This is a genomic window from Aerosakkonema funiforme FACHB-1375, assembly GCF_014696265.1.
In the GTDB taxonomy this organism is placed as follows: Bacteria; Cyanobacteriota; Cyanobacteriia; order Cyanobacteriales; family Aerosakkonemataceae; genus Aerosakkonema; species Aerosakkonema funiforme_A.
In genome coordinates, this window is record NZ_JACJPW010000051.1 from 20269 (window position 1) to 39925 (window position 19657).

General features: G+C 44.3%; 16 protein-coding genes. 5 read left to right on the forward strand and 11 right to left on the reverse strand.

Annotated elements, in window-relative coordinates:
- Positions 1 to 50 precede the first annotated feature (50 nt).
- The 3 genes from H6G03_RS19865 to H6G03_RS19875 all read right to left on the reverse strand — a co-directional run bounded on the left by H6G03_RS19865 (position 51) and on the right by H6G03_RS19875 (position 2593).
- On the reverse strand, positions 51 to 149 hold the full coding sequence (locus H6G03_RS19865) for a photosystem II reaction center protein T (protein WP_190467207.1): 99 nt from the start codon (positions 147 to 149) through the stop codon (positions 51 to 53).
- 156 nt (positions 150 to 305) lie between these two features.
- Positions 306 to 1838: a photosystem II chlorophyll-binding protein CP47 gene (gene psbB / locus H6G03_RS19870; RefSeq protein ID WP_190467210.1), complete on the reverse strand. Its 1533-nt coding sequence runs from the start codon at positions 1836 to 1838 to the stop codon at positions 306 to 308.
- Positions 1839 to 2257: 419 nt separating this feature from the next.
- Positions 2258 to 2593, reverse strand: coding sequence for a hypothetical protein (locus H6G03_RS19875; protein ID WP_190467213.1), 336 nt, complete (start codon positions 2591 to 2593; stop codon positions 2258 to 2260).
- 125 nt (positions 2594 to 2718) lie between these two features.
- On the opposite strand from H6G03_RS19875, the gene H6G03_RS38900 reads away from it, so the two are divergent.
- Positions 2719 to 2853, forward strand: coding sequence for a hypothetical protein (locus H6G03_RS38900; RefSeq protein ID WP_255512257.1), 135 nt, complete (start codon positions 2719 to 2721; stop codon positions 2851 to 2853).
- A gap of 177 nt (positions 2854 to 3030) precedes the next feature.
- Positions 3031 to 3930, forward strand: a complete 900-nt coding sequence (locus H6G03_RS19880) for a HAMP domain-containing protein (protein ID WP_190467216.1) — start codon at positions 3031 to 3033, stop codon at positions 3928 to 3930.
- Between the two features lie 492 nt (positions 3931 to 4422).
- On the opposite strand, the gene H6G03_RS19885 is transcribed toward H6G03_RS19880, so the two are convergent.
- A complete protein-coding gene (locus H6G03_RS19885; RefSeq protein WP_190467219.1) occupies positions 4423 to 5328 on the reverse strand; it encodes a sulfotransferase family protein in 906 nt (301 codons plus the stop codon).
- A 155-nt stretch (positions 5329 to 5483) separates the two neighbouring features.
- On the opposite strand from H6G03_RS19885, the gene H6G03_RS19890 reads away from it, so the two are divergent.
- From H6G03_RS19890 to H6G03_RS19900, 3 genes are all read left to right on the forward strand, one after another.
- Positions 5484 to 6983: a hypothetical protein gene (locus tag H6G03_RS19890; protein ID WP_190467222.1), complete on the forward strand. Its 1500-nt coding sequence runs from the start codon at positions 5484 to 5486 to the stop codon at positions 6981 to 6983.
- Between the two features lie 152 nt (positions 6984 to 7135).
- On the forward strand, positions 7136 to 8194 hold the full coding sequence (locus H6G03_RS19895; protein ID WP_199315380.1) for an extracellular catalytic domain type 1 short-chain-length polyhydroxyalkanoate depolymerase: 1059 nt from the start codon (positions 7136 to 7138) through the stop codon (positions 8192 to 8194).
- A gap of 46 nt (positions 8195 to 8240) precedes the next feature.
- A complete protein-coding gene (locus H6G03_RS19900; protein ID WP_190467226.1) occupies positions 8241 to 9134 on the forward strand; it encodes a class I SAM-dependent methyltransferase in 894 nt (297 codons plus the stop codon).
- A 14-nt stretch (positions 9135 to 9148) separates the two neighbouring features.
- Here H6G03_RS19900 and H6G03_RS19905 read toward each other — a convergent pair whose 3' ends face one another.
- The 7 genes from H6G03_RS19905 to H6G03_RS19935 all read right to left on the reverse strand — a co-directional run bounded on the left by H6G03_RS19905 (position 9149) and on the right by H6G03_RS19935 (position 19647).
- Complete coding sequence (locus H6G03_RS19905; RefSeq protein ID WP_190467229.1) at positions 9149 to 9982, reverse strand: class I SAM-dependent methyltransferase; 834 nt, start codon at positions 9980 to 9982, stop codon at positions 9149 to 9151.
- Between the two features lie 56 nt (positions 9983 to 10038).
- Complete coding sequence (locus H6G03_RS19910; protein WP_190467232.1) at positions 10039 to 10818, reverse strand: SDR family oxidoreductase; 780 nt, start codon at positions 10816 to 10818, stop codon at positions 10039 to 10041.
- Between the two features lie 15 nt (positions 10819 to 10833).
- The gene (locus H6G03_RS19915; protein ID WP_190467235.1) at positions 10834 to 11595 is read right to left on the reverse strand and encodes an SDR family oxidoreductase; all 762 of its coding nucleotides are present in this window, start codon (positions 11593 to 11595) and stop codon (positions 10834 to 10836) included.
- A 12-nt stretch (positions 11596 to 11607) separates the two neighbouring features.
- Positions 11608 to 12525, reverse strand: coding sequence for an alpha/beta fold hydrolase (locus H6G03_RS19920; RefSeq protein WP_190467239.1), 918 nt, complete (start codon positions 12523 to 12525; stop codon positions 11608 to 11610).
- 83 nt (positions 12526 to 12608) lie between these two features.
- Positions 12609 to 14216: an alkaline phosphatase family protein gene (locus H6G03_RS19925; protein ID WP_190467255.1), complete on the reverse strand. Its 1608-nt coding sequence runs from the start codon at positions 14214 to 14216 to the stop codon at positions 12609 to 12611.
- Between the two features lie 58 nt (positions 14217 to 14274).
- On the reverse strand, positions 14275 to 14592 hold the full coding sequence (locus H6G03_RS19930; protein WP_190467258.1) for an acyl carrier protein: 318 nt from the start codon (positions 14590 to 14592) through the stop codon (positions 14275 to 14277).
- Positions 14593 to 14652: 60 nt separating this feature from the next.
- Entirely contained in the window at positions 14653 to 19647 is a 4995-nt protein-coding gene (locus H6G03_RS19935; RefSeq protein ID WP_190467261.1) for a type I polyketide synthase, read from the reverse strand.
- Between the last annotated feature and the right edge of the window lie 10 nt (positions 19648 to 19657).

The window sequence follows — 19657 nt, forward strand, 5'->3', positions numbered from 1 at the left end:
TTTTATTGTCGAACAGTTGCTTTTACAGCTGGGGAGATGAGATCGACGAGCTACTTCTTCTCGATCCGAGGAGGTTCGCGGAAGGCGATCGCAAAAAACAGGATGCCCAACGTAATCGCGAAAATCAAAACGTAAGCAATGCTTTCCATATCAAAATTTCCTGACTATTCAGTCACTTATCAGTCTACCAAGGGATTCGGGACTGTGAAAGCCAAAAGTAAAAAGTAAAAGTAAAAAGTAAATATTACTTTTTTGCCTTTTGCCTTTTGACTTTTGACTTTATCTCGCCCTTATTCTTAGCTGGGTTATACAGCTTCTTGCTTGCGGGTAGTCTTATCACCCACTTTCTGGAAGAAGCCCCATTCGACTTGCTCTTCAGAGAGTTCTGGGTCTACACCGGCAAACACATCTCGGAACAGAGTACGAGATCCGTGCCAGATGTGACCGAAGAAGAACAGCAGAGCAAATACGGCATGACCGAAGGTGAACCAACCACGGGTGCTGGTGCGGAATACCCCGTCAGAGTTGAGCGTTTCGCGATCGAACTCAAACGGCTCACCCAGCTGAGCCTTACGAGCAAATTTCTTCACAGTAGGTGCGTCGCTAAACGTTTGACCGTCCAGTTCGCCACCGTAGAGGCTGACCGTAACCCCTACTTGCTCGAAGCTGTATCTAGATTCAGCGCGACGGAATGGGATGTCAGCACGAACTATGCCATCGCTGTCAGTCAAGACAACCGGGAAGGTTTCAAAGAAGTTGGGCATACGGCGTATCGTCAGTTCGCGCCCTTCCGCATCTTTGAAAACTGGGTGACCCAACCAAGCTTGGGCAATGCCATCGCCCTTGTCCATTGGGCCAACGCGGAACAGACCGCCTTTAGCGGGGCTGTTACCTACGTAATCGTAGAAAGCCAGCTTTTCAGGAATAGCCGAGTAAGCGTCCGAGAGGGTCGCTCCTTGTGCCAAACTGGCTTGGACGCGCCGCTGGATCTCTTGCTTGAAGTAGCCTTGATCCCACTGATAGCGGGTCGGGCCAAACAGTTCGATCGGTGTAGCAGCGGTACCGTACCACATCGTACCGGCGACGACAAAAGCAGCAAAGAATACAGCTGCAATACTGCTGGAAAGTACGGTTTCGATGTTCCCCATCCGCAGCCCTCTATACAGGCGCTCCGGCGGACGGACTGTCAGGTGGAACAAACCGGCGATGATGCCCACAACACCCGCAGCAATGTGGTGAGCCACGATGCCACCTGGGTTGAAGGGGTTAAACCCTGCCGGTCCCCATTCCGGTGCTACCGGCTGGACGTGGCCGGTTAAACCGTATGGGTCGGAAACCCACATACCTGGGCCAAAAAGTCCCGACAGGTGAAAAGCACCGAAGCCAAAGCAGAGCAGACCGGATAAGAACAAGTGAATGCCAAACATTTTTGGCAAGTCCAGGGCCGGTTCGCCAGTGCGGGGGTCTCTGAAGAGTTCCAAATCCCAGTAAACCCAGTGCCAAACAGCAGCTAGGAACAGCAGACCGGAAAGGACAATGTGAGCGGCGGCAACACCTTCAAAGCTCCAAATGCCAGGATTGCTTGCCGCTTCGCCAGTCAAGCTCCAACCACCCCAGGATTGCGTGACGCCCAAGCGTGCCATGAATGGCATCACGAACATCCCCTGACGCCACATCGGGTTCAGGACTGGATCGCTAGGATCGAAAATAGCTAGTTCGTACAAGGCCATAGAACCAGCCCACCCTGCCACAAGGGCGGTGTGCATTAGGTGTACAGCTATCAATCGACCCGGATCGTTCAGGACGACTGTGTGTACTCGATACCAGGGTAGTCCCATTGACTACGCTCCTCCTCAGTGAGTGATCTTAGTTGAGCGAACTTTTATAAAGCAGACAATCATTTTTGTGATGGGAATTTTCATAAAGCGTGGATACGCGCCCTAGAGGAAAATTCCTACTCAAATTATTGAAATTTGGATTGACCTACTACCGAAACCAGTTAAAGGGAACGCATTCAGCACACGCCACTCCCAAGAGCAGCCAGTGGCCGCTATCAGTCCGGGTGCGGATCGCCCCTCCACTGTCTTCGTCTCACAACTGGGCAACGCTCCAGCAGGAGATTTGTTTGTGAGTCGTTGTTAAAGAAGTGTAAACCTTGTCGCTGTCCATTGCAAGCGGGTTACAGTGGCTTCTTCAAAGCAGCCATACGTTTATATAACCGGTTGCGTTTTGCCCAGTTGCAGTTTGTGAGGTAACTTTACAAAACTACAGATTGGATGTTAGTCAGGTAGCACATGGTCTGGCCCGCTGCCAGTCGCTCCAGCACTTGCTCGGCACTGATGAGGCGCTTTAGCACTACTTGACCGATCGTTTTAGCCGCTGGGTCAACTTCGGCAGTCTCCAACGGTTTGACTTCCACGGTTAAGATGGCGTCTTCGACCCGATACAGCCATAACTTCTCGTTGTTTTCCACTAAGCAAATATTCATACGCTCAATATTGGGTCGGCGTCGCCAAGCGGTTTCATTCCACACGCCATCGGACGCCCAGACTCTGCCAAATGTCCATCCATCAGAAAGAAAAAAATATTTCACAGGCTTCTTTTTGCGACTGTGTTTGTCAAATTATGAGGTAAAACGACCTTTTTGGGCAACAATTGTGCAGCCTCCTTAGTTTTTGCCGCTTGGCTGTTGGCATCCAAGCACAGAGGTTTGCAGCATTGTGGATTATAACAGGCGATCGCTCTTTGCTGTCCTCTGGTCTAGCGCTACAGTTAGACCTTCGCATCATCAGAGCGGCGAATTGGGATAGAACCGGGTTCGCTCTGAATGGGACAAGTGGAGCGGAGGAATAAAGGAAAGCCAGGTTTTGGATTGGCTGATATCTACGTGGCTAGCAGTAGAATCAAATTATAGTTTCATACATCAACATAATGCGAGAGTTGGGGTTGTACCTAAGAGGTTAGGTATAAATTCTTCTAGTCCTTTAGTAAAGTCGTGTGATATTGGTCTTACTTTCATCCAAATCTTATATGCAAAAATCCCAAGAGCATGGGGAATCATCTCATATTTCACCGCATTTACCCAATGCAACTGCGTTTGAAACGCAAAAGGTTCAGCCTGTATCTAGAAGCAATCAACCATTACTAACTACTTTTGAAAATGTTTGTCTCAAAACCCAACAAGTAATTACAGCAACTACAGCTGGAATTATTTCATCATTGGCAGTCGTTGCTGCGATCCAAGTTTCTGTCCATATTATCGCCGAGCCAGCTAAGATGACACAATCTCGACTGGAAAAGACAGCTTTAGCAGGCTTACTCACAGGGTTTACTGTGGGAGGAATAACTTTGGCGCTAGAGCGAATTACTACAGATCGGATGAAGATTATTATAAATAATCTTCAGAGTCACTTTAATGCAGTAAGTCGTGGTGATTTAACTGTTCGAGCGACTGTTGATTCATCAAAAGAATTTGGGCATCTGGCAATGAGCTTCAACCAGATGGTTCAACTTCTCGATCTAAAAATTAGCGAAGCTAAACAGCAATCAGAAAAGCAGGCCAAGGCCAAGGAAGATTTAGAACATAAACTAACCCAAATACTTGCATTTGAAGAATTTACTTCAAACGCTCAAATTGCCGTTTCTGCCGAAATAACAACCCGTGAGGATAATCAGCAGGTTAGCGAGGCTACTGGAACAATATTAGACTTTCTCGATCACCTTCATAGTTTATCCCAAATGCCTACCAGTTATGAGCTATTTCTGGGTTCCAGTACAACAGAAGAAATTGAAAAACACAGGAATGATCTTGAGTACAGGCAAGCATGGCTAAAAGCATTACTCGATGAAACCAATAACGAACTGAATTTACTTTATATAATGCAAACACCAAAAGAGGAAAGCGAAATTAACAAAAATAACCAAGCTTAAAAATTTAATTCCACGTAGTTTATATTTAGACAGGGGATATGCAACTATCGCTCTTCTATTACTATCATCAGAGGATATACCAAAACATTGGTAGCAAATAATTCTATCTTTTTGCCTGAAGGGGCGACAACTATAGCTAGAAGGTAGACAAAATAAGGATGTAGGCTCGACGACCTCGCTGATAATAAGGTCGTTTATGATTTTACTCTTCGATGCTGTTGCAACATCACCACTAATATCAATAAAATTAAAAACTCTGCTCTTTTTAGTTGAGTTTTTAGGTGTTGGGTTTAAAATAATGGTAATAAATTCATTGTTTTCATTAAGTAGGTCTACTTGAGAATTTCAGACCTATTTTTTTTGACAACAAACTGTAAAACCCGCACGAAGTAAGGGTTTTACAGTTTGTTGTCACCCCCCCAGGATTTGCTAATCGATTATACTCTCATCATAGTTACAGAAGAGCTTTAGAGTGACACAAGAGCGATATAACTATGAGTAGCCAAAATCTTGAGCTAACTTAAAAACATAAGGGATGAATCCTTTACCATCTTGACGCCACGGCAAAGCACCTTCTAGACTGCTGGGTAAAATTTTTCTTTGCTTAAAAATTGGCGACTTCAAAAAATTAGGGTCATTTCCCAATGTAGCTCCGTAAGGCCCTAAGTAAGCATAAGGAGAATCTTGAGGACGTAGCATCGCTTCCAATATTGATTCATTCCAAGAAATACCCAGCCATTTACTTATTTGTTCTAAATGCAAGCGAGGATTACCCAAGACATCTTCTCCACGGAAGCGTCTCTGCTGGGAAGAGGGAACTTTACTTAAAAACTCCAAAATATTAGATTGTGTTTTATACCACGCATACTGGGGATCGAGAGTAGGCGGTTGAGTTGAATAGTCAAAAGAGTCTACAGCTTTGGCCATCATACCACCAGCAATTTTCATCACCGATTCTCCTTGAGTTTTTGGATGACGAATAAGATGCAGGTAACAAGCATCCGGAAAAGTATTTTTGATGCGCTCGAGTGCTTCCGGGTTTATGGGGTAGGCAGGGCTTTTATCGACAATGCGTAGTGGCGTGACTTTTTGACATAGTTCAGCATAAACTTCTCCAGTGCTACGATCCAAACGGTTTAAGTTCCAGCGCCTAGCCATCTCAATAGAGAGCATAGTTTGTTCGCCCGCATAAAGTTGCGCTACAGTTCGTAAGAGACCGTGTAGTTGAAATTGTAACACCCCCTTAAAGCGTTGTAATAACTGTTCCATAGTTTCAGCAACGAATAAATTCAGTTCTGGCACACCATATAATTCGGGATGCTGACCGAGCATAGCACATACTAAAGATGTAAAAGAACGTGGAGATGCAAGGATAAATATGGGTGGGGGTAGTGACATAAAGGTTAACGTGCAAAGGATAATCAATCATCAGGTATTTTGTTTTTTAAACTTATGCTACTTTGTTTGGGAGTCCAAAGTCACTTAACTAAATAAGTTGTTATTATAATAACAAATCTTTCAGCGCTACAAAGCTATTGGAATAGCCGAGCCTAATGAGTATTGACCTATACATACAACAAGCTTTCGATCCCACACCCTTGCCAGGGCTAGGGTTTAAAAATTTCCGTAAAATCTGCGATAACGGGTTTGGAGATGGTTACAACAGCTTTGCTCATTCGATGGCCTGGTTCAACAACCACTTGTATGTGGGGACTACCCGCGCTAATTTTTGCATGGCCAAGGTACAAGAAAGAACCATCCGAAGGGCTGCTGATATAGCTATTTGGCCAATTGAGAGTCCGGACGATATAGAAAGTATTTACAAATTAGATCGACGAGCGCATATCTGGCGCTACAACCCACTTACTCAAAATTGGCAACAAGTCATGCGATCTCCTAGAGTAATGGGCATTAAAGGTGCAGAAGTCGATCGTGATGTTGGCTACCGTGGCATGGCTGTCTTTCAGGGGGAATCTGACCCCCAACCCGTACTTTACGTATCAACTTGGGCAGCTAGTAGGGCTCCTGGTTCTCGGCTTTTGCGTTCGGAAGATGGAAAAAATTTTACTGTAATTTCACAACCAGGAATTATTGGCATCCCGATACCAAGTACTCGCGTGTTAGTCCCTTTCAAAGGAAGATTGTTTATGTCTCCCACAGGCGGGGCGGCTGGGAATGCAAACAAAGCAGTAGCTCCGACAATTTATGAAACCCACGACCCTGTTAAAGGAGAATGGCAAGCAGCGAGTTTGCCTGGTTTTGGTGAACCAGAAAACCAAGGTATATTTATGGTCTGTCCTTTTAAAGATCGCATTTATGCTGGTACATTTAATTGCGAAGGTTTTCAAATTTGGTCTAGTAATTGTGAAGGAAACCCTCCTTACAAATGGACTAAGGTGATAGATAAAGGTGCTTATCGCGGTTCGCTCAACCAGATTGCGATTTGTATGTCCGCATTCAAAGATGCGCTGTATGTAGGGACTGGTATTCAAGGTTGCGGTATTGATACTGAAAATAATATCGGCCCTGCTGCCTCTGAGTTAATCCGAATCTTCCCTGACGGTAAATGGGATCTGATCGTTGGTAAATCTAGGAATACACCTGATGGAGTAAAAAAACCTTTAAGCGGCCTTCCACCAGGATTTGGTAATTTTTTTAACGGGTATTTTTGGCGCAGTGCGGTTCATGATGGATGGTTGTACGTCGGCACATGCAATATGTTTAGTTTGATGTTACCGTGGCTATCCTTACAGCGTTGGTCAATGCAGTCACGTCGTTTGGTTGAGCAAGTTGGTGTTGAAAATATTGTAAACAGCCAGAGTGGATTTGAGCTCTGGCGTAGTTGCGACGGAGAAAACTGGCTTCCTGTAAACAAAAGAGGCTTTGGTAACCCTTACAACATTGGTGTGCGAAGTTTGGTTTCGACTCCCTATGGGCTTTTTCTGGGTACGGCTAATCCTTTTGGCCCAAGAGTGGCAGTCAGGCAAAATGGGCAGTGGATATACGCAGATAATCCTCTTGGAGGTCTTGAGGTTTGGTTGGGCTGCAACTAAAATAGAAAAAAGGCTAGCTTTGCTTGAAGGAAGTTAAAAATGTCAGCCAGTTATACCCAAATTCTATTTGGATATTAACCTGGAACTCAAGTTGGTGGCAGTCGTCTCCTTTTGGTAAGCATCTACAATCTTAGCTTTTAGGGCAAAGAAAGATGTCAGTTCACTTTCTGTTGAAACTCATCATGTCTCTAAACAGTACCCAGTCTCCCCAAAAAATTGCCATTACAACTATTGTGGCTATTATTCTGGTTTTGGGCTTGTTAACCTCTTGTAAAACTATGCAAGCACAGGAGGAAAAAGCTCCTATCAGAGAGCGGATCTTGGAAAGAATACAACAGAGAAGAAACAACAGAGATCTGAATAACCAAGCGGGTATATCAGGAACAATAACGCTTCAGGGGATGCAGCGTACTTACTACCTGTACGCGCCGCCTTCTTACAGATCGAATCGGCCTATGCCCTTGATATTAGCGTTTCACGGTGGCCGAGGACAAGGAGAGAGGTTGGCTCAAACTACTGGTTTCAATGATTTGGCAGACAGAGAAGGTTTTATAGTTGTTTATCCAGACGGAATTGACAAACATTGGAACGATGGAGTAAATACTCCCGGTTTTGATTCAAGTATTGATGATGTGGGATTTGTGAAGGCTTTGATAGACGAAATCGGCAGAAGTAAAAACATAGATCGCCGTAGAATATATGCTACTGGCATATCGAACGGTGGTTTTTTTACCTTGAGACTGGCTTGTGAAATGTCCGAGCGGATTGCAGCTTTTGCACCAGTAGCTGCTACTATGCCAGTTAAGCTGAAATCCAAGTGCAATCTTAAAAAGCCTGTCTCCATATTGATGATCGGGGGTACGAACGATAGATTTGTCCCCTGGGAGGGCGGTCAGGCGATTAAAGGTGGCGACGAAATAATGTCCGTGGTTGATACTTTTGAATTTTGGAAGCAACAGAATGCTTGTGTTTCCAGAGAACAAGTTAATCGCCTTCCGAACAATGCTCCCAGAGATGGTACACAAGTTGAAAGTTCCACTTACTCAGGTTGCCGTGCTAATGCAGAGGTTAGACTCCTGACGATAGAAGGGGGCGGACACACTTGGCCGGGAGGTTACGGTCAACCTCGTGCTGTGGTTGGCCAAACCAGTGGGGATATTAATGCCAGTGAAGAAATCTGGAATTTTTTCAAGCGCCACGCTCTGCCGTAAAATTAATCCAGGCTAAAAGCTCATTCATTTTGAATCATCCACCGCCATGAAAGTGAACACCACTTACGAGCCATATTCCCAACAACCTGAATATCTTGACGCCAATAGAGAGTTGCTGCGTACCCTGTCTCTCGATTCGGTGAGGCAAGTGCTAGATTTAGCCTGTGGTACTGGAGTGATGACCAGCTTACTTTTTGAGTTAAAGCCAGACATAAGCGTTATCGGGATAGACCTCTCGGCTCAGTCGTTAGAAATTGCGAGAGAAGACTTTCAACAAAAAAAACTTTTAGTAGATGACAAAACATCTTTAGATGCAGTTTTGAAGTCTGGTAAAGGCAGCGTGATGCTGATGCAAGGAAGTGCGGATGAGCTTCCTTTTGAGTCGGAAAGCGTGGATTTGGTGGTTATGGGTGGTGCTATCCATTTAATTTCGGATAAGCACAAATTACTCAGTAATATTCAACGAGTATTACGCTTTGGTGGAATGTTTACTTTCAATACTGTGTTCTATGTCGGCACTTATCCAGAAGGAACGGAAAAGGTTTATACAGAGTGGCTAAAAGAATCGTTAGCAGTATTGGAAAAAAAGAATGAAGAGTTACGTGCTGCAGGGAAAGAGACGATAAAGCGCCAACGAGGAAAAGTGGGACGGGCTTTTGATAAAGGATGGATGTCTCCTAGCGAGTGGGGAGAACTTCTGAAGATTCACGGTCTTGTAGTCAACCGAGAATATCAGCGTTCGGTAATGATGACGAAACAAAGTTTTGAAACAGTTGGCGCTTATGGTGGGCTTTCCGAGGTTTTAATGAGCGGATATCCAGTAGAAATTGCTAGCGAATGCTTACAAGAGGGAGCCAACCGTGCGTTCAGTAATTTGGGAATCACAGAAATTCCCCGCTACTGGTTGGAGATCGTTGCGGTTAAGCAACGATCTAATTAAGTTTGGAGATGTAATTATTTCGGCTTTTGGGCACGAACAACTATATAGTCGCCACCAACCATAAGTTGATTCCTAAAAGCTTTTGCGTATTTACTTATCCTTTCTTGAGCGTCATCTGTTGGTGCCTCTACACTATCCAAATGGTCTGCAAACTGAAGAATTACCTTATCTTTGATTGAGTAAATCTTCATAGGATCGAACCCTGCTTCTTGAAGATATTTTTGATAAACGTCAAGGCTATAAATATTGCGATCGTTATACATTTTTGCATCAGCAGACAAATATTCCCTGATGCGTTCTAAATTGTAATTAGACAAATTAATGCCTGGTGATGGAATAATGTCAGTCATAGCTAGAACTCCACCTGGTTTAAGCACCCTGAAAGCTTCGTAAAAAAAGTCTTTTCTGGTGTTGAAATGAAAGGCACATTCGATAGCCATGACCTTGGTGAAAGACTCTGATTCAAAGTCTAGATTAGTGGCATCTCCAAACTTGATTTCAATTTTATCTTCCAAATTTTTCTGTTTAATAAGTTCTGTACCCAGCTTAATTCTAATTTCCGTGACATCTAAGCCGATGATTTTTTCAGGATTGTAATGAGTAGCAACATAAACTGCGGAAGCACCGTAGCCGCATCCACATTCGAGAATGCGGTCGCTGCGCTCAACATCTAATTCTTTAGCTATTAAATCGGTCATTGCATCACAGGCTTCGTCTACGGTCATTCCTTCTCTAATCCAATAACCGTAGTTAGCGTATGGCATTTTGCCAAAAACTCCAGATCTTTGTTCGTGTCTTTTGGCGTAAAATTCATTAAGTTCTTGGAGGGAATAATTTTTATCAGTCATTTGTTTCTCCATGTGTTAAATTAAAAAAATATTTTTTCTCAGCCTTGGATTGGTCATCATACATCCTTTAGCTTACTTCGTTTTTTACGGCCTTTAAAAGGAGCGATCACAGGGTTGAGCAAGTAAGCATCTTTGGGTAATCTTAAGAGATACAATATCAGTTCAGCTACTCGTTCTGCTGGAATGGTAACAGGTGCTTTAATCGACTTTACTCCATTCTGATCCCACAACGGTGTATCCACAGAATCAGGAAGAATAGTTTGTACCCGAACCCCATACGCAGCAACTTCTTCTGCAATTGATTCAGACAAACCGATTATGCCAAATTTTGAAGCACAATAGGGTGCATCAAAAGCGCGACCCTGACGACCGGAAACAGAAGATATGTTGATAATATCGCCTTGTTTTTGTGCAATCATGACAGGCAATACAGCGCGATTGCTCAGAAAAGTACCGGTCAGGTTAGTCTGAATCACTGCTTGCCATTCTTCTAAAGAAGTTTCTACGACAGTTTTTAAAGTACCGCTAATACGCAATATCCCCGCAGAAGCAATTAAGTTGTCAATGCGGCCAAAGCGCAGTAAAGTTTGATTAGCCATCTCGTTCATATCCGTTTCTCTGCACACATTCATTTGCAGACTGAGAATATTTTCGGCATCTCCAATAGCTTCCAGTTCCGCCATTACATTTTTTAGGCTGTCTGGATTAAATTCTACCAATACTACTTTACTTCTTTGGCTAAAGAGCAACTTGGCACAAGCACGACCGATGCCACTGCCCGCCCCTGTAATAATAGTAACCTTATCTTTGAGTGTGCCTTCAATTTCGCTTTCCATAGTTTTTAGCTTTTTTTACTTTATACTTGTAAAAGGAATTAAGTGGGGATGAACGACAATGGCTTCTGTTGGCTGTTTGGCCAGATAAACTACAGTGGCGGCAACATCATCAGCACTCATACTTCCTCCATAGCGTTGCAATAAAGCTGTTTCTGACACCATTGGCGTGTTTACATAACCGGGGAACAAAGCTTGGACGCGAATTCCGTATGAACTTACTTCTGCAGCTAAAGATTCAGTAAAACCGACTACACCAAACTTGGAAGCACAGTAAGCGGGAGCATAAGGTTGACCGCGCAGTCCGCGAGGTGTTGTGGAGGAGCAGATATTGATTATGTGGCCTACTCCTTGGGCGATCATAACAGGAATAACTGCACGATTGCTAAGAAATATCCCTGTAAGATTTATGTTAATTATTTCATTCCATTCCAGCAAACTGAGCGAAGCAGTTGGCTCGGGCATAAACCGCTTCGATCCAGATCTTTTTCCTACTCCAGCACTAGCCACTAATAGGTCTATCCTACCGAAATGTTCGACTGTTTTGTTCGCCATTTCTTGCATATCTGGCTCTTGACTTACATCCAAGGTCAGGCCAATATAAGGTGGGTTAAGTTGGCTCAATGTCTGTTTTTCTAGCAGATTCAAAGTTTGCTGAACCCGTTCCGGGTTAGTGCCAACCACTACAACATGAAATTCTTCTTTGGCCAGATTAATACAGGTAGCCCTTCCAATGCCACTGCTGCCTCCAGTTACGATCGCCACCTTTTTTGCTATCATTCATTTAATCCCTTAACTTTCAGGCCTCACTCTATTGTTCGAGCGGGCACTGGAGAAATTACCAAGGTTGAACGGATGCGCTTGTAAAAATTGCCCTAATGTTTCAACAAATAATTCTGGTTTAACTACAGGGTGAAAGTGTCCTACCTCTGGCATTACAGCCACTTGACAATTTTCGATCGACTCTTTAAATTTCCAGCAAGAAGGCATACAGTGGGAATACTCTCCATAAAACGCCAGAGTCGGCATCGAGATTTTCTTGATGTCTTCTTGCGTCATTTCTTCCCCTTCGTCAAATTCCTGTTTGGCCGTGGTAGTATCCATCAATTTCTGCCAGTTTGCGGCTCCTTTTCGGCCTAAATCGCGATTTTTCAAGGAAAGTTTAGATGGTTTTGTGGCTATGCCCTTTTGGGTGAGTTCGTTAAAGATGCGATCAAATTCTAAAAGCAATTTAAAACTGATAAACTCATCGTCGGAAGGTAAGGCAACACCGTGTTGCAGCAGTTGCTCTTTCCAACTTTGCCAGTACAACCAATCTCCTAGTCGCATCTTGGGTTGTAAGCACCTGAACTGAGTATCTGCTATGGTTAAAGTAGCAACTTGCTGGGGGTGGGACACAGCATAATGAACTGCTATTCTGGCACCAAAACTGTGTCCCACTATATGAGCGCGGGTTATACCCAGATGGTTGAGCAAACCTTGTAGGTCATGCTCCATATGTCCCATACTGTAGCCTGAGACAGGCATACCGCTTTTGCCGTGTCCTCTGAGGTCGTAAGTAATTACTCGATATTTCTGGGCTAACATTGAAGCAATGCCGGGATACCAAAAGGCTAAGTTTGCGGCCAAACCGTGAATAAGTACCAAGTCTTCGCCTTCACCAAAACATTGATAGTGTAAAAGGACATTATCAATCACAATTTCAGGCATAAATGTTGATTTTGGCAATAAATTTGCGGGACGCGATTCTGGTTGCTAAATTCTCTTTATAGTTTCTCCTTGCTTATCTGGAATTACTCCATATAGCCCAACAATTTTAACTGAGCTAACAAAGCCTCTTTTTCTTCATCGGAAATCTGTTGTTCCTGCTGATTAGTACGTTCTTCTAATAATTGGGTTACACCATAGAGTTCCACCGGATTGTTAATTAACTTTTCGTCCCGTAAAATTTCTGTTGGCACTCTGCCTTCCAAATCTGTGGGAACAGGTAGGTCTAGCAAATACAACAACAGCGGTGAAATGTCCAGAATAGATAAAGATTTTAGTTGCTCGCCTGACTTGATAGCCGGACCTCTAGCGGCGAAAATCCCATTAGGACGATGTGTACCCTCTGGTTTTTTTCTTTGTCTGACAATTTCTGAATGTCTGAGAATGGATACAAATCCTCCATCCCGTAGTTTTACTGTAAGATCGGGTGCGGACTCTACAGATTGTTTCCCTTCCATTCTGGCTTGGTTCAAATAAACATTTACAAAAACCTGGCCACCGTCTACTGGATGCCTATAATCCAGCAACTCTTGCCTCAGTTTAGTGCAAAATTCAACATATTCTTCATCTGTAATACCCACGCCAAAGGTGTTAACATCTTTAACAAAAATGCCATTACTGCTAGCTGTTTTAGCATAAGCAATAGTATTGTTCCAGTCCAACATCATCATTGCTTTATTGTCTCTGGAACGGTCAGATGCGATCCTACCAACAGGGTCTATTTCGGCAGCTTCCGACCATTTGAGATAACCGTTCTGGGCCAGCCACTCATTCATGTATACAACTTCGGTACTACTACCAAATCCATGATCCGAAACCATAATCACATTAGTGTCGAGGCCCGCTATTCTCACTAGGCGCTCAATGGAATCATCTAACTGCCGATAATATTGCAGGCAAAGTTCGCGGATCTGACTATCCCAAGCACCTAAATTGTTTTCAGCTAGTTCGGGAAGTAGGTAGCGCCAAAACAAATGTTGTAATTTATCGGGGCCATCAAACACGATCGCAGTTAAATCTGTAGGGTCTGTTTCCATCAAATAACAAAGCAGATCGGTCCAAGATTTATCTCGTTCCAAGTGCATTTTAATCCACTCTTCATATTTCCCTTCCTGAAGACCCCAAATCGCCTTTTTTTCCTCTTGGATATCCATACCTAATTTCTTGTAATCAAAATTAGGCAGATTTTTCATAGTTTCAAATAGGGAAGGAGGATAAGTAGCACTCCGCAGATGCTTCCAGGTTGTGAAACCAGAAACCAGATAACCGTTAACCGCCTGGGGGGGCGACATCCCAAAAAAGTTAAGCGTAGTGACTCGTTTCCCGTGGCGACTAATCATAGACCAGATAGTTTCGCACCGGATATCCTCGAAATTGTTAGGTCTAAACATAACGATTTTACCGTCCCCAGCAACTGACCGCATAAAATCGAAGATTCCGTGAACTTCTGGGCTTCTACCTGTATATATAGATACCCATGCAGGGGGTGTCAGGGGATTGAGCGTTGATATGAGATCCCCGTTTACTCCATCGCTGAGAAATTCTTTCAAAAATGGCATGACCCCTTCTTCAATTAGTGGCTTTAATAGGGTAAATGTGCCCCCATCAAGCCCAATCATCAAAACTTTGTTCATCACAACACTCAACTCCCTGAAAGTGCCATAGTCTGGTAAGGCTGATTAATAAAGCACCCTACGACCTGTTATTTAGGTGTTTATGTAAAAAGTCAATTACCTCCGTCACTAAAAGATCGTCAACATAATCGCCTTCTTGCATAAATAATTTTTCAAAGGGAATGTCTTTGCGGGCAAAATTTTTTTCGAGCGATACCACAAGTTGCACAACGTCAATCGATTCAAAAGCCAAATCTTCCATCAGACGGGTCTGGGAGTTAATCCCTCCAGAAAAATCCATATCCCAATCAGCAGTCATTTCCTCTAACACAGAAATTACTCTTGATTCGATCTCATCTCTGCTAATCAGGGTTGAGTTATTTTCGGTATTTTGCATGATTTTTATGGTTCTTCAGTTCGCGACAAATAAGGGGTGTGTAAAGTTTAGCGCCACCTACTAACTGGGGTGCTGACAGATAGCCAAAACTTCATTCTCAGTGTACCAAAGCTTCACCTGGAAAAATAGACCGGCGTGGGCGATCGTGACTTGCTTGTCTTTATGAGAATAAAAGCTAACTTGGAATTGTCTGGGATTACCTTCAAGTCCCGTCCCTATTGCTTTGGCTATAGCTTCTTTCGCACACCAAAAGCTTACTACAATTGTTTGTTTTTCGGTTTGAGACAGTGGTATTTTCTCTAGCAGTTCAATTTCCGAACTAGAAAAGGCACCACTGAGCAGATCGTCGGCATGAATCCGATTGAGGCGTTGGAGATCGACACCTATGCGTTGGTTGGAATTTGCTAAAGCTGCTATGACATAGCCTTGACTGTGGCTGATGGAAATATCGGGAATTGGGCTGACAGCTTCCAGTTCTGGACAACAAACTAGCGGTTTACCCAAGTCTGTGGCAAAAACTTCAATATCTACAGGTGCAAGTTGCAGACCGAAGTTTTGTTTTGCCCACTGACGGATGGCATCTTTAGCGGCAATTCGACCCAACAACCAATCTTGACGACGCCGCCCTTTTTCGGACAAGCCGTACCAAAAATCACGTTCTTTTTGATTTAGCATCAAATGGACGAGTACGCGCAGCCAAATTCCCCAGGAATCGTTGAAGAAATTTTCAGTAAAGGGGTCAATTCGCCGACAAACTAATTGAGTTTCTGTCTGCATCCAGGGCCTGGATAAATAAGACGTTTGTGGGTGTAATCGGCATTCATAGTAATGGGAAGGGATCTCGAAGTAACGATCTTGCCAACTTTCTACTCTGATAATTACTTTACCGGAACGATCGAGTAAATCCATATTAGCTTCGGTGAACTGGTTGCCGATGAATTCGATCGACCCCCGTCCCAATATCGAAGTGCCGGGGGGTAAAGGTGGCGCGTACAGATGAATGGCACGGACAGAGTAGGGAAAGACATTAAAATCGCAACGTCCAAACAAGTCCGATACCCAGTAGCCGACTAATTGTCCTGTGTTATCAAGCAAACCTGCATCGGTTTGAAAAACTGGGTTTTCGATGTGACTGAAAAAGTCGTTAATTCCAATTACTTCTAAATCTGCTTCTATTCCCTCCTTACCCCATTGTCGAATATGTTTGACCCCTTGAAACAGAGGGCCGTGGAACATTCCGGTACGATACAACTCGGCATCTGACCACCGCGAAGCAGCTGGCTGCTCCAGATGAAACTCCATAGTATGAGGAGCAGACGGGTATCGATCGGCCAATCTGACAGAACCTTCAAACACCAAGTGGCGCGTGCTGGGATCGCTTGTGCCGGACTGGAATAACTGCACCCGGACATCGCCAGTTCGCTCATCCTGAGTAGACTGCCTTTGAGCTTGAATATAAAGAACGATCTCTCCTCGATCGAGCGCTAACCAGCGATAACCTCGGAGATTGTGGAAGCCGATCGCCACTTTATTGCCACCCACCAGGTAAACAGCCGCTTCTGCAAGCATTTCCAAGCTGATTGTAAACGGAATTACAGGCAGGGGCAAAAGTTCTGGATGGATTTGAGAAAGTTGACCGCCGATAGTGTGATCCTGGAGAAAAATATCTTGGTTGATATCGAAGCGACGGACGCTATACAAATGCTCGTAATCGCTTTCTAATATGTCGCCTAAAAAAGGCCAAGCAGATTCACCTGTGCTAGTTGGTAATTCGTAATGGGGAATAACTAACGAGTTAAATTCTTCCCCATTACTAAACATAGCGTTGGCCACCCGTTCTTGACTCACCAGGAATTCTTGCATTAAGTCAAAGTGGGCAAACAGAATTGATAATTGAGTGTCTGCGGTTGCTTCGGAAACTCGGCTACTGACAGTAGGAGCAGTCTTAACCGGAGGAACAGATGAAATTGGAACTTCAACGGTAGAACTGACAGTGACTTGGGAGTCAAAAGCAACGGTAACTGAGCGTTCGATGTTCGGGAGCGATCGATCTCTGTTGACTGTTGACTGTAATTCTCCCGATCCATTAGCACTCTGCTTATCTACCTTGAGCTTATCAATATCGGTTTGCTCAACTATTGGGCGAGAGTCAGTTTGCAAAAGGAGTTTGTTTTTTACTGTTTGGACTAACTCTGGTTCCAGCCGTGCGATCGGCATAGTCAGCTTTAAGGTAGGATTCAATTTTTGATTGAGATGACTCAAATTAAAGGCTTTATCTAAATTAACCGGAACTAGATCCCGTAACTGATAAAGCGGGGTGAAATTAACGGAAATTCGATCTACAAACAGCCGCGCCAATAAATTTTGAATTTGCTCCAGTCCTGATTTTCGCTGGCTATTGGAGGCGAGTGCCAAATAATTTCGCCCCCGGAGAATGTCATCAACAAAAGCTGTCAGATTTCCTCTTGGGCCAACTTCAATATAGGTTGTGACGCCGAGATCGTAAAGCTTGGCGATCGTTTCCCGGAACTTTACGCGGCTAATCCACTGTTTTGCCGCCAGATCGCGAATTGCCTCTGGTTCGCTGGGAAAAGCTTCGCAGATGGCACAACTATACAAAGGTGTCTGCGCGGCTCCCATGTCTAAAGAGGCATAAAACGATACAAGAGCGTTTGCCACTGCCTGATTTAAAGGGGTGTGGTTGGCTCGACCGTAGGGAAGTAGCGAGCATATTCCGCCGACGGCTTTAAAATAACGCATCGCATCGTGAATATGGCTTTCATCGCCAAAAATTACCACCTGGTTAGGGCAGTTGTCCATTGCCAGATGCAGCCGTCCCGGCAATTTTTCCAAGTATTGCTTGAGGGTATTTGAGTCAATATTGCCGATCGTCAGTAAAGCTCCCTTGGGGATACTATCTGATGCTTTCAAATCTTGATAAATTCGGTTGAGACGGCGCATCGCCGCGATCAGTTCCGATTTATCCTTTAAGCGGACAATGCCAGAGGCAGTGAGCGCAGTGGTTTCGCCCGCACTGTGTCCGACCATGACATCGCAGTTAATGTTGAACTGGTTGAGTAATTCTAACAAAGCTCTGGAAGCAGTAAAGACTATTTCCACGCCGACATCTTGAGCGTATAATTGCGTTTCTGTCAGTTTTTGTGCGGCGGCGGAAAGACAGGTGGGAGGCGGGAAAATTATGCGGCTGGGGGGATAGGCTCTTTCTGGATAGAAAGTTTCATCTAACAGATCGAACCATTCCCTAACTTTGGGAAAATACAGGCAAAGATCGGCCAGCATATTCGTATACTGGGCACCTTCACCTGGAAATAGGAAGGCTATTTTTCCCTTGTGAGATGTTTCGCTGTAGTAGATGCCATTACGAGCTTGTATGCGCTGCTTATTGGGGTCAGCCAGTTTTTCTACAGCAAAATTTAGTTTTGTTTCTAAATCTTTTAGATCGCAAGCAATAATAGCTAGACGGTGGGTGCCGATATCGAGACGCGAAAGAGTATAAGCGAGGTTAGCTAGGGATATTTCTGGTTGACTTTTGAGTAGTTGGAGAATTTGGTTAATGCAGTCGAGCAGCTTGGGGCGATCGATTCCTGAAAATACTAATAGCTCTGTCGGCCAATCTTGATGCAGTATTTTTAAATCTTTTGGCTGGGATTCTGTGTCCTCTTCCAAAACCGCGTGAGCATTTATGCCTCCAAAGCCAAAAGCATTAACCGCAGCTCGTCGGGGTGAATTTGGCAGTCCGTGAATCCAAGGACGAACCTCAGTGTTAATGTAAAAAGGCGTTTGTTCGAGGCCCAAATTACTATTGACACCATCGCATAAAGTCGGTGGCAATACTTTATGGTAAAGCGCCAGTGCAGTTTTAATCAGTCCTGCTACGCCAGCAGCAGGCAGACAGTGACCGATCATTGATTTTACCGAACCCAGCGCACAGGTAGGCAGCAATCCTTCTCGCTGACCGAAATATTGGGAAAGTGCCTGCACTTCGGTTCGATCTCCCAAGGCAATTCCAGTACCGTGAGCTTCTAACAGACCGATAGTAGCCGAATCAATACCCGTATTGGCATAGGCGCGTTGCAAAGCCAGAATTTCGCCCTCCAATCGAGGTGCCATCAATCCCAGTGCTTTGCCATCACTCGAAGTACCAACACCTTTGATGACAGCGTAAATGCGATCGCCATCTCGTCTGGCTTCCTTCAATCGCTTCAGCACCAACATTCCCAGACCTTCACCAAGCAAAGTGCCATTAGCGTTGGCGTCAAAAGGCCGGATATTGCTTCTTGACAAAGCTCCCAACTGACAGAAAATCATCGCAATTACTGGCGGTACCGACGCTTGTACCCCACCGGCCAAAACCATATCGCAGCGACCGCTGGCTAATTCACCAATAGCAAGATCTACCGCTACTAGGGAAGAAGCACAGGCGGCATCAACAATATAATTAGGTCCCATCAAATCCAGCCGATTGGCAATGCGACCTGTCATAATATTTGGCACCAGCCCCGGTGCTGTCTCTGCATTAAAAGCTGGTAAGCTGGCTTGTAAATTTTTGCGGATATTCAGCAGCGTTGCTTCATCCAAATTGGGACATATTTCTCCAAGTAATTCCAGCGTCTGATCCACAATCATCCCGTGCTGGATTAAGTTACTATTGCCACGATTGGGATAAGTTCCCCGTCCAATAATAATGCCTGTTTTTTCTCTATTAAATGGTCGTGACTCGTAGCCTGCATCCCAAAGTGCATCCCGTGCTAACTTTAAAGCCAGATATTGGTCAGGTTCTCCACCATCTACCGAATTCGGAACAATCCCAAATTCTACAGGATTGAAAGCTGCTAATTTGCCAATAAATCCCCCAAGCCGCGTATAAATTCGATTATTTTCTTTTGAGTTTGGATCGAAGTATGGATATGCCCACTCATCTGGCGCTGCGTGAACGGCATCTACTTTATTGAATATATTTTGCCAATAACTGGGCATATCTTTTGCGGCAGAAAACAGCGCAGATATGCCTATAATTGCTACATCATCATTCATTTCATTTCCA

Excerpts from the sequence above, each read along its gene's own strand:
- H6G03_RS19915 (WP_190467235.1), bottom strand. The coding sequence starts at position 11,595 with ATGATAGCAAAAAAGGTGGCGATCGTAACTGGAGGCAGCAGTGGCATT.
- H6G03_RS19880 (WP_190467216.1), top strand. The coding sequence starts at position 3,031 with ATGCAAAAATCCCAAGAGCATGGGGAATCATCTCATATTTCACCGCAT.
- H6G03_RS19910 (WP_190467232.1), bottom strand. The coding sequence starts at position 10,818 with ATGGAAAGCGAAATTGAAGGCACACTCAAAGATAAGGTTACTATTATT.
- H6G03_RS19925 (WP_190467255.1), bottom strand. The coding sequence starts at position 14,216 with ATGAACAAAGTTTTGATGATTGGGCTTGATGGGGGCACATTTACCCTA.
- H6G03_RS19930 (WP_190467258.1), bottom strand. The coding sequence starts at position 14,592 with ATGCAAAATACCGAAAATAACTCAACCCTGATTAGCAGAGATGAGATC.
- H6G03_RS19920 (WP_190467239.1), bottom strand. The coding sequence starts at position 12,525 with ATGCCTGAAATTGTGATTGATAATGTCCTTTTACACTATCAATGTTTT.
- H6G03_RS19865 (WP_190467207.1), bottom strand. The coding sequence starts at position 149 with ATGGAAAGCATTGCTTACGTTTTGATTTTCGCGATTACGTTGGGCATC.
- H6G03_RS19935 (WP_190467261.1), bottom strand. The coding sequence starts at position 19,647 with ATGAATGATGATGTAGCAATTATAGGCATATCTGCGCTGTTTTCTGCC.
- psbB (WP_190467210.1), bottom strand. The coding sequence starts at position 1,838 with ATGGGACTACCCTGGTATCGAGTACACACAGTCGTCCTGAACGATCCG.
- H6G03_RS19885 (WP_190467219.1), bottom strand. The coding sequence starts at position 5,328 with ATGTCACTACCCCCACCCATATTTATCCTTGCATCTCCACGTTCTTTT.
- H6G03_RS19895 (WP_199315380.1), top strand. The coding sequence starts at position 7,136 with ATGTCAGTTCACTTTCTGTTGAAACTCATCATGTCTCTAAACAGTACC.
- H6G03_RS19890 (WP_190467222.1), top strand. The coding sequence starts at position 5,484 with ATGAGTATTGACCTATACATACAACAAGCTTTCGATCCCACACCCTTG.
- H6G03_RS19900 (WP_190467226.1), top strand. The coding sequence starts at position 8,241 with ATGAAAGTGAACACCACTTACGAGCCATATTCCCAACAACCTGAATAT.
- H6G03_RS19905 (WP_190467229.1), bottom strand. The coding sequence starts at position 9,982 with ATGACTGATAAAAATTATTCCCTCCAAGAACTTAATGAATTTTACGCC.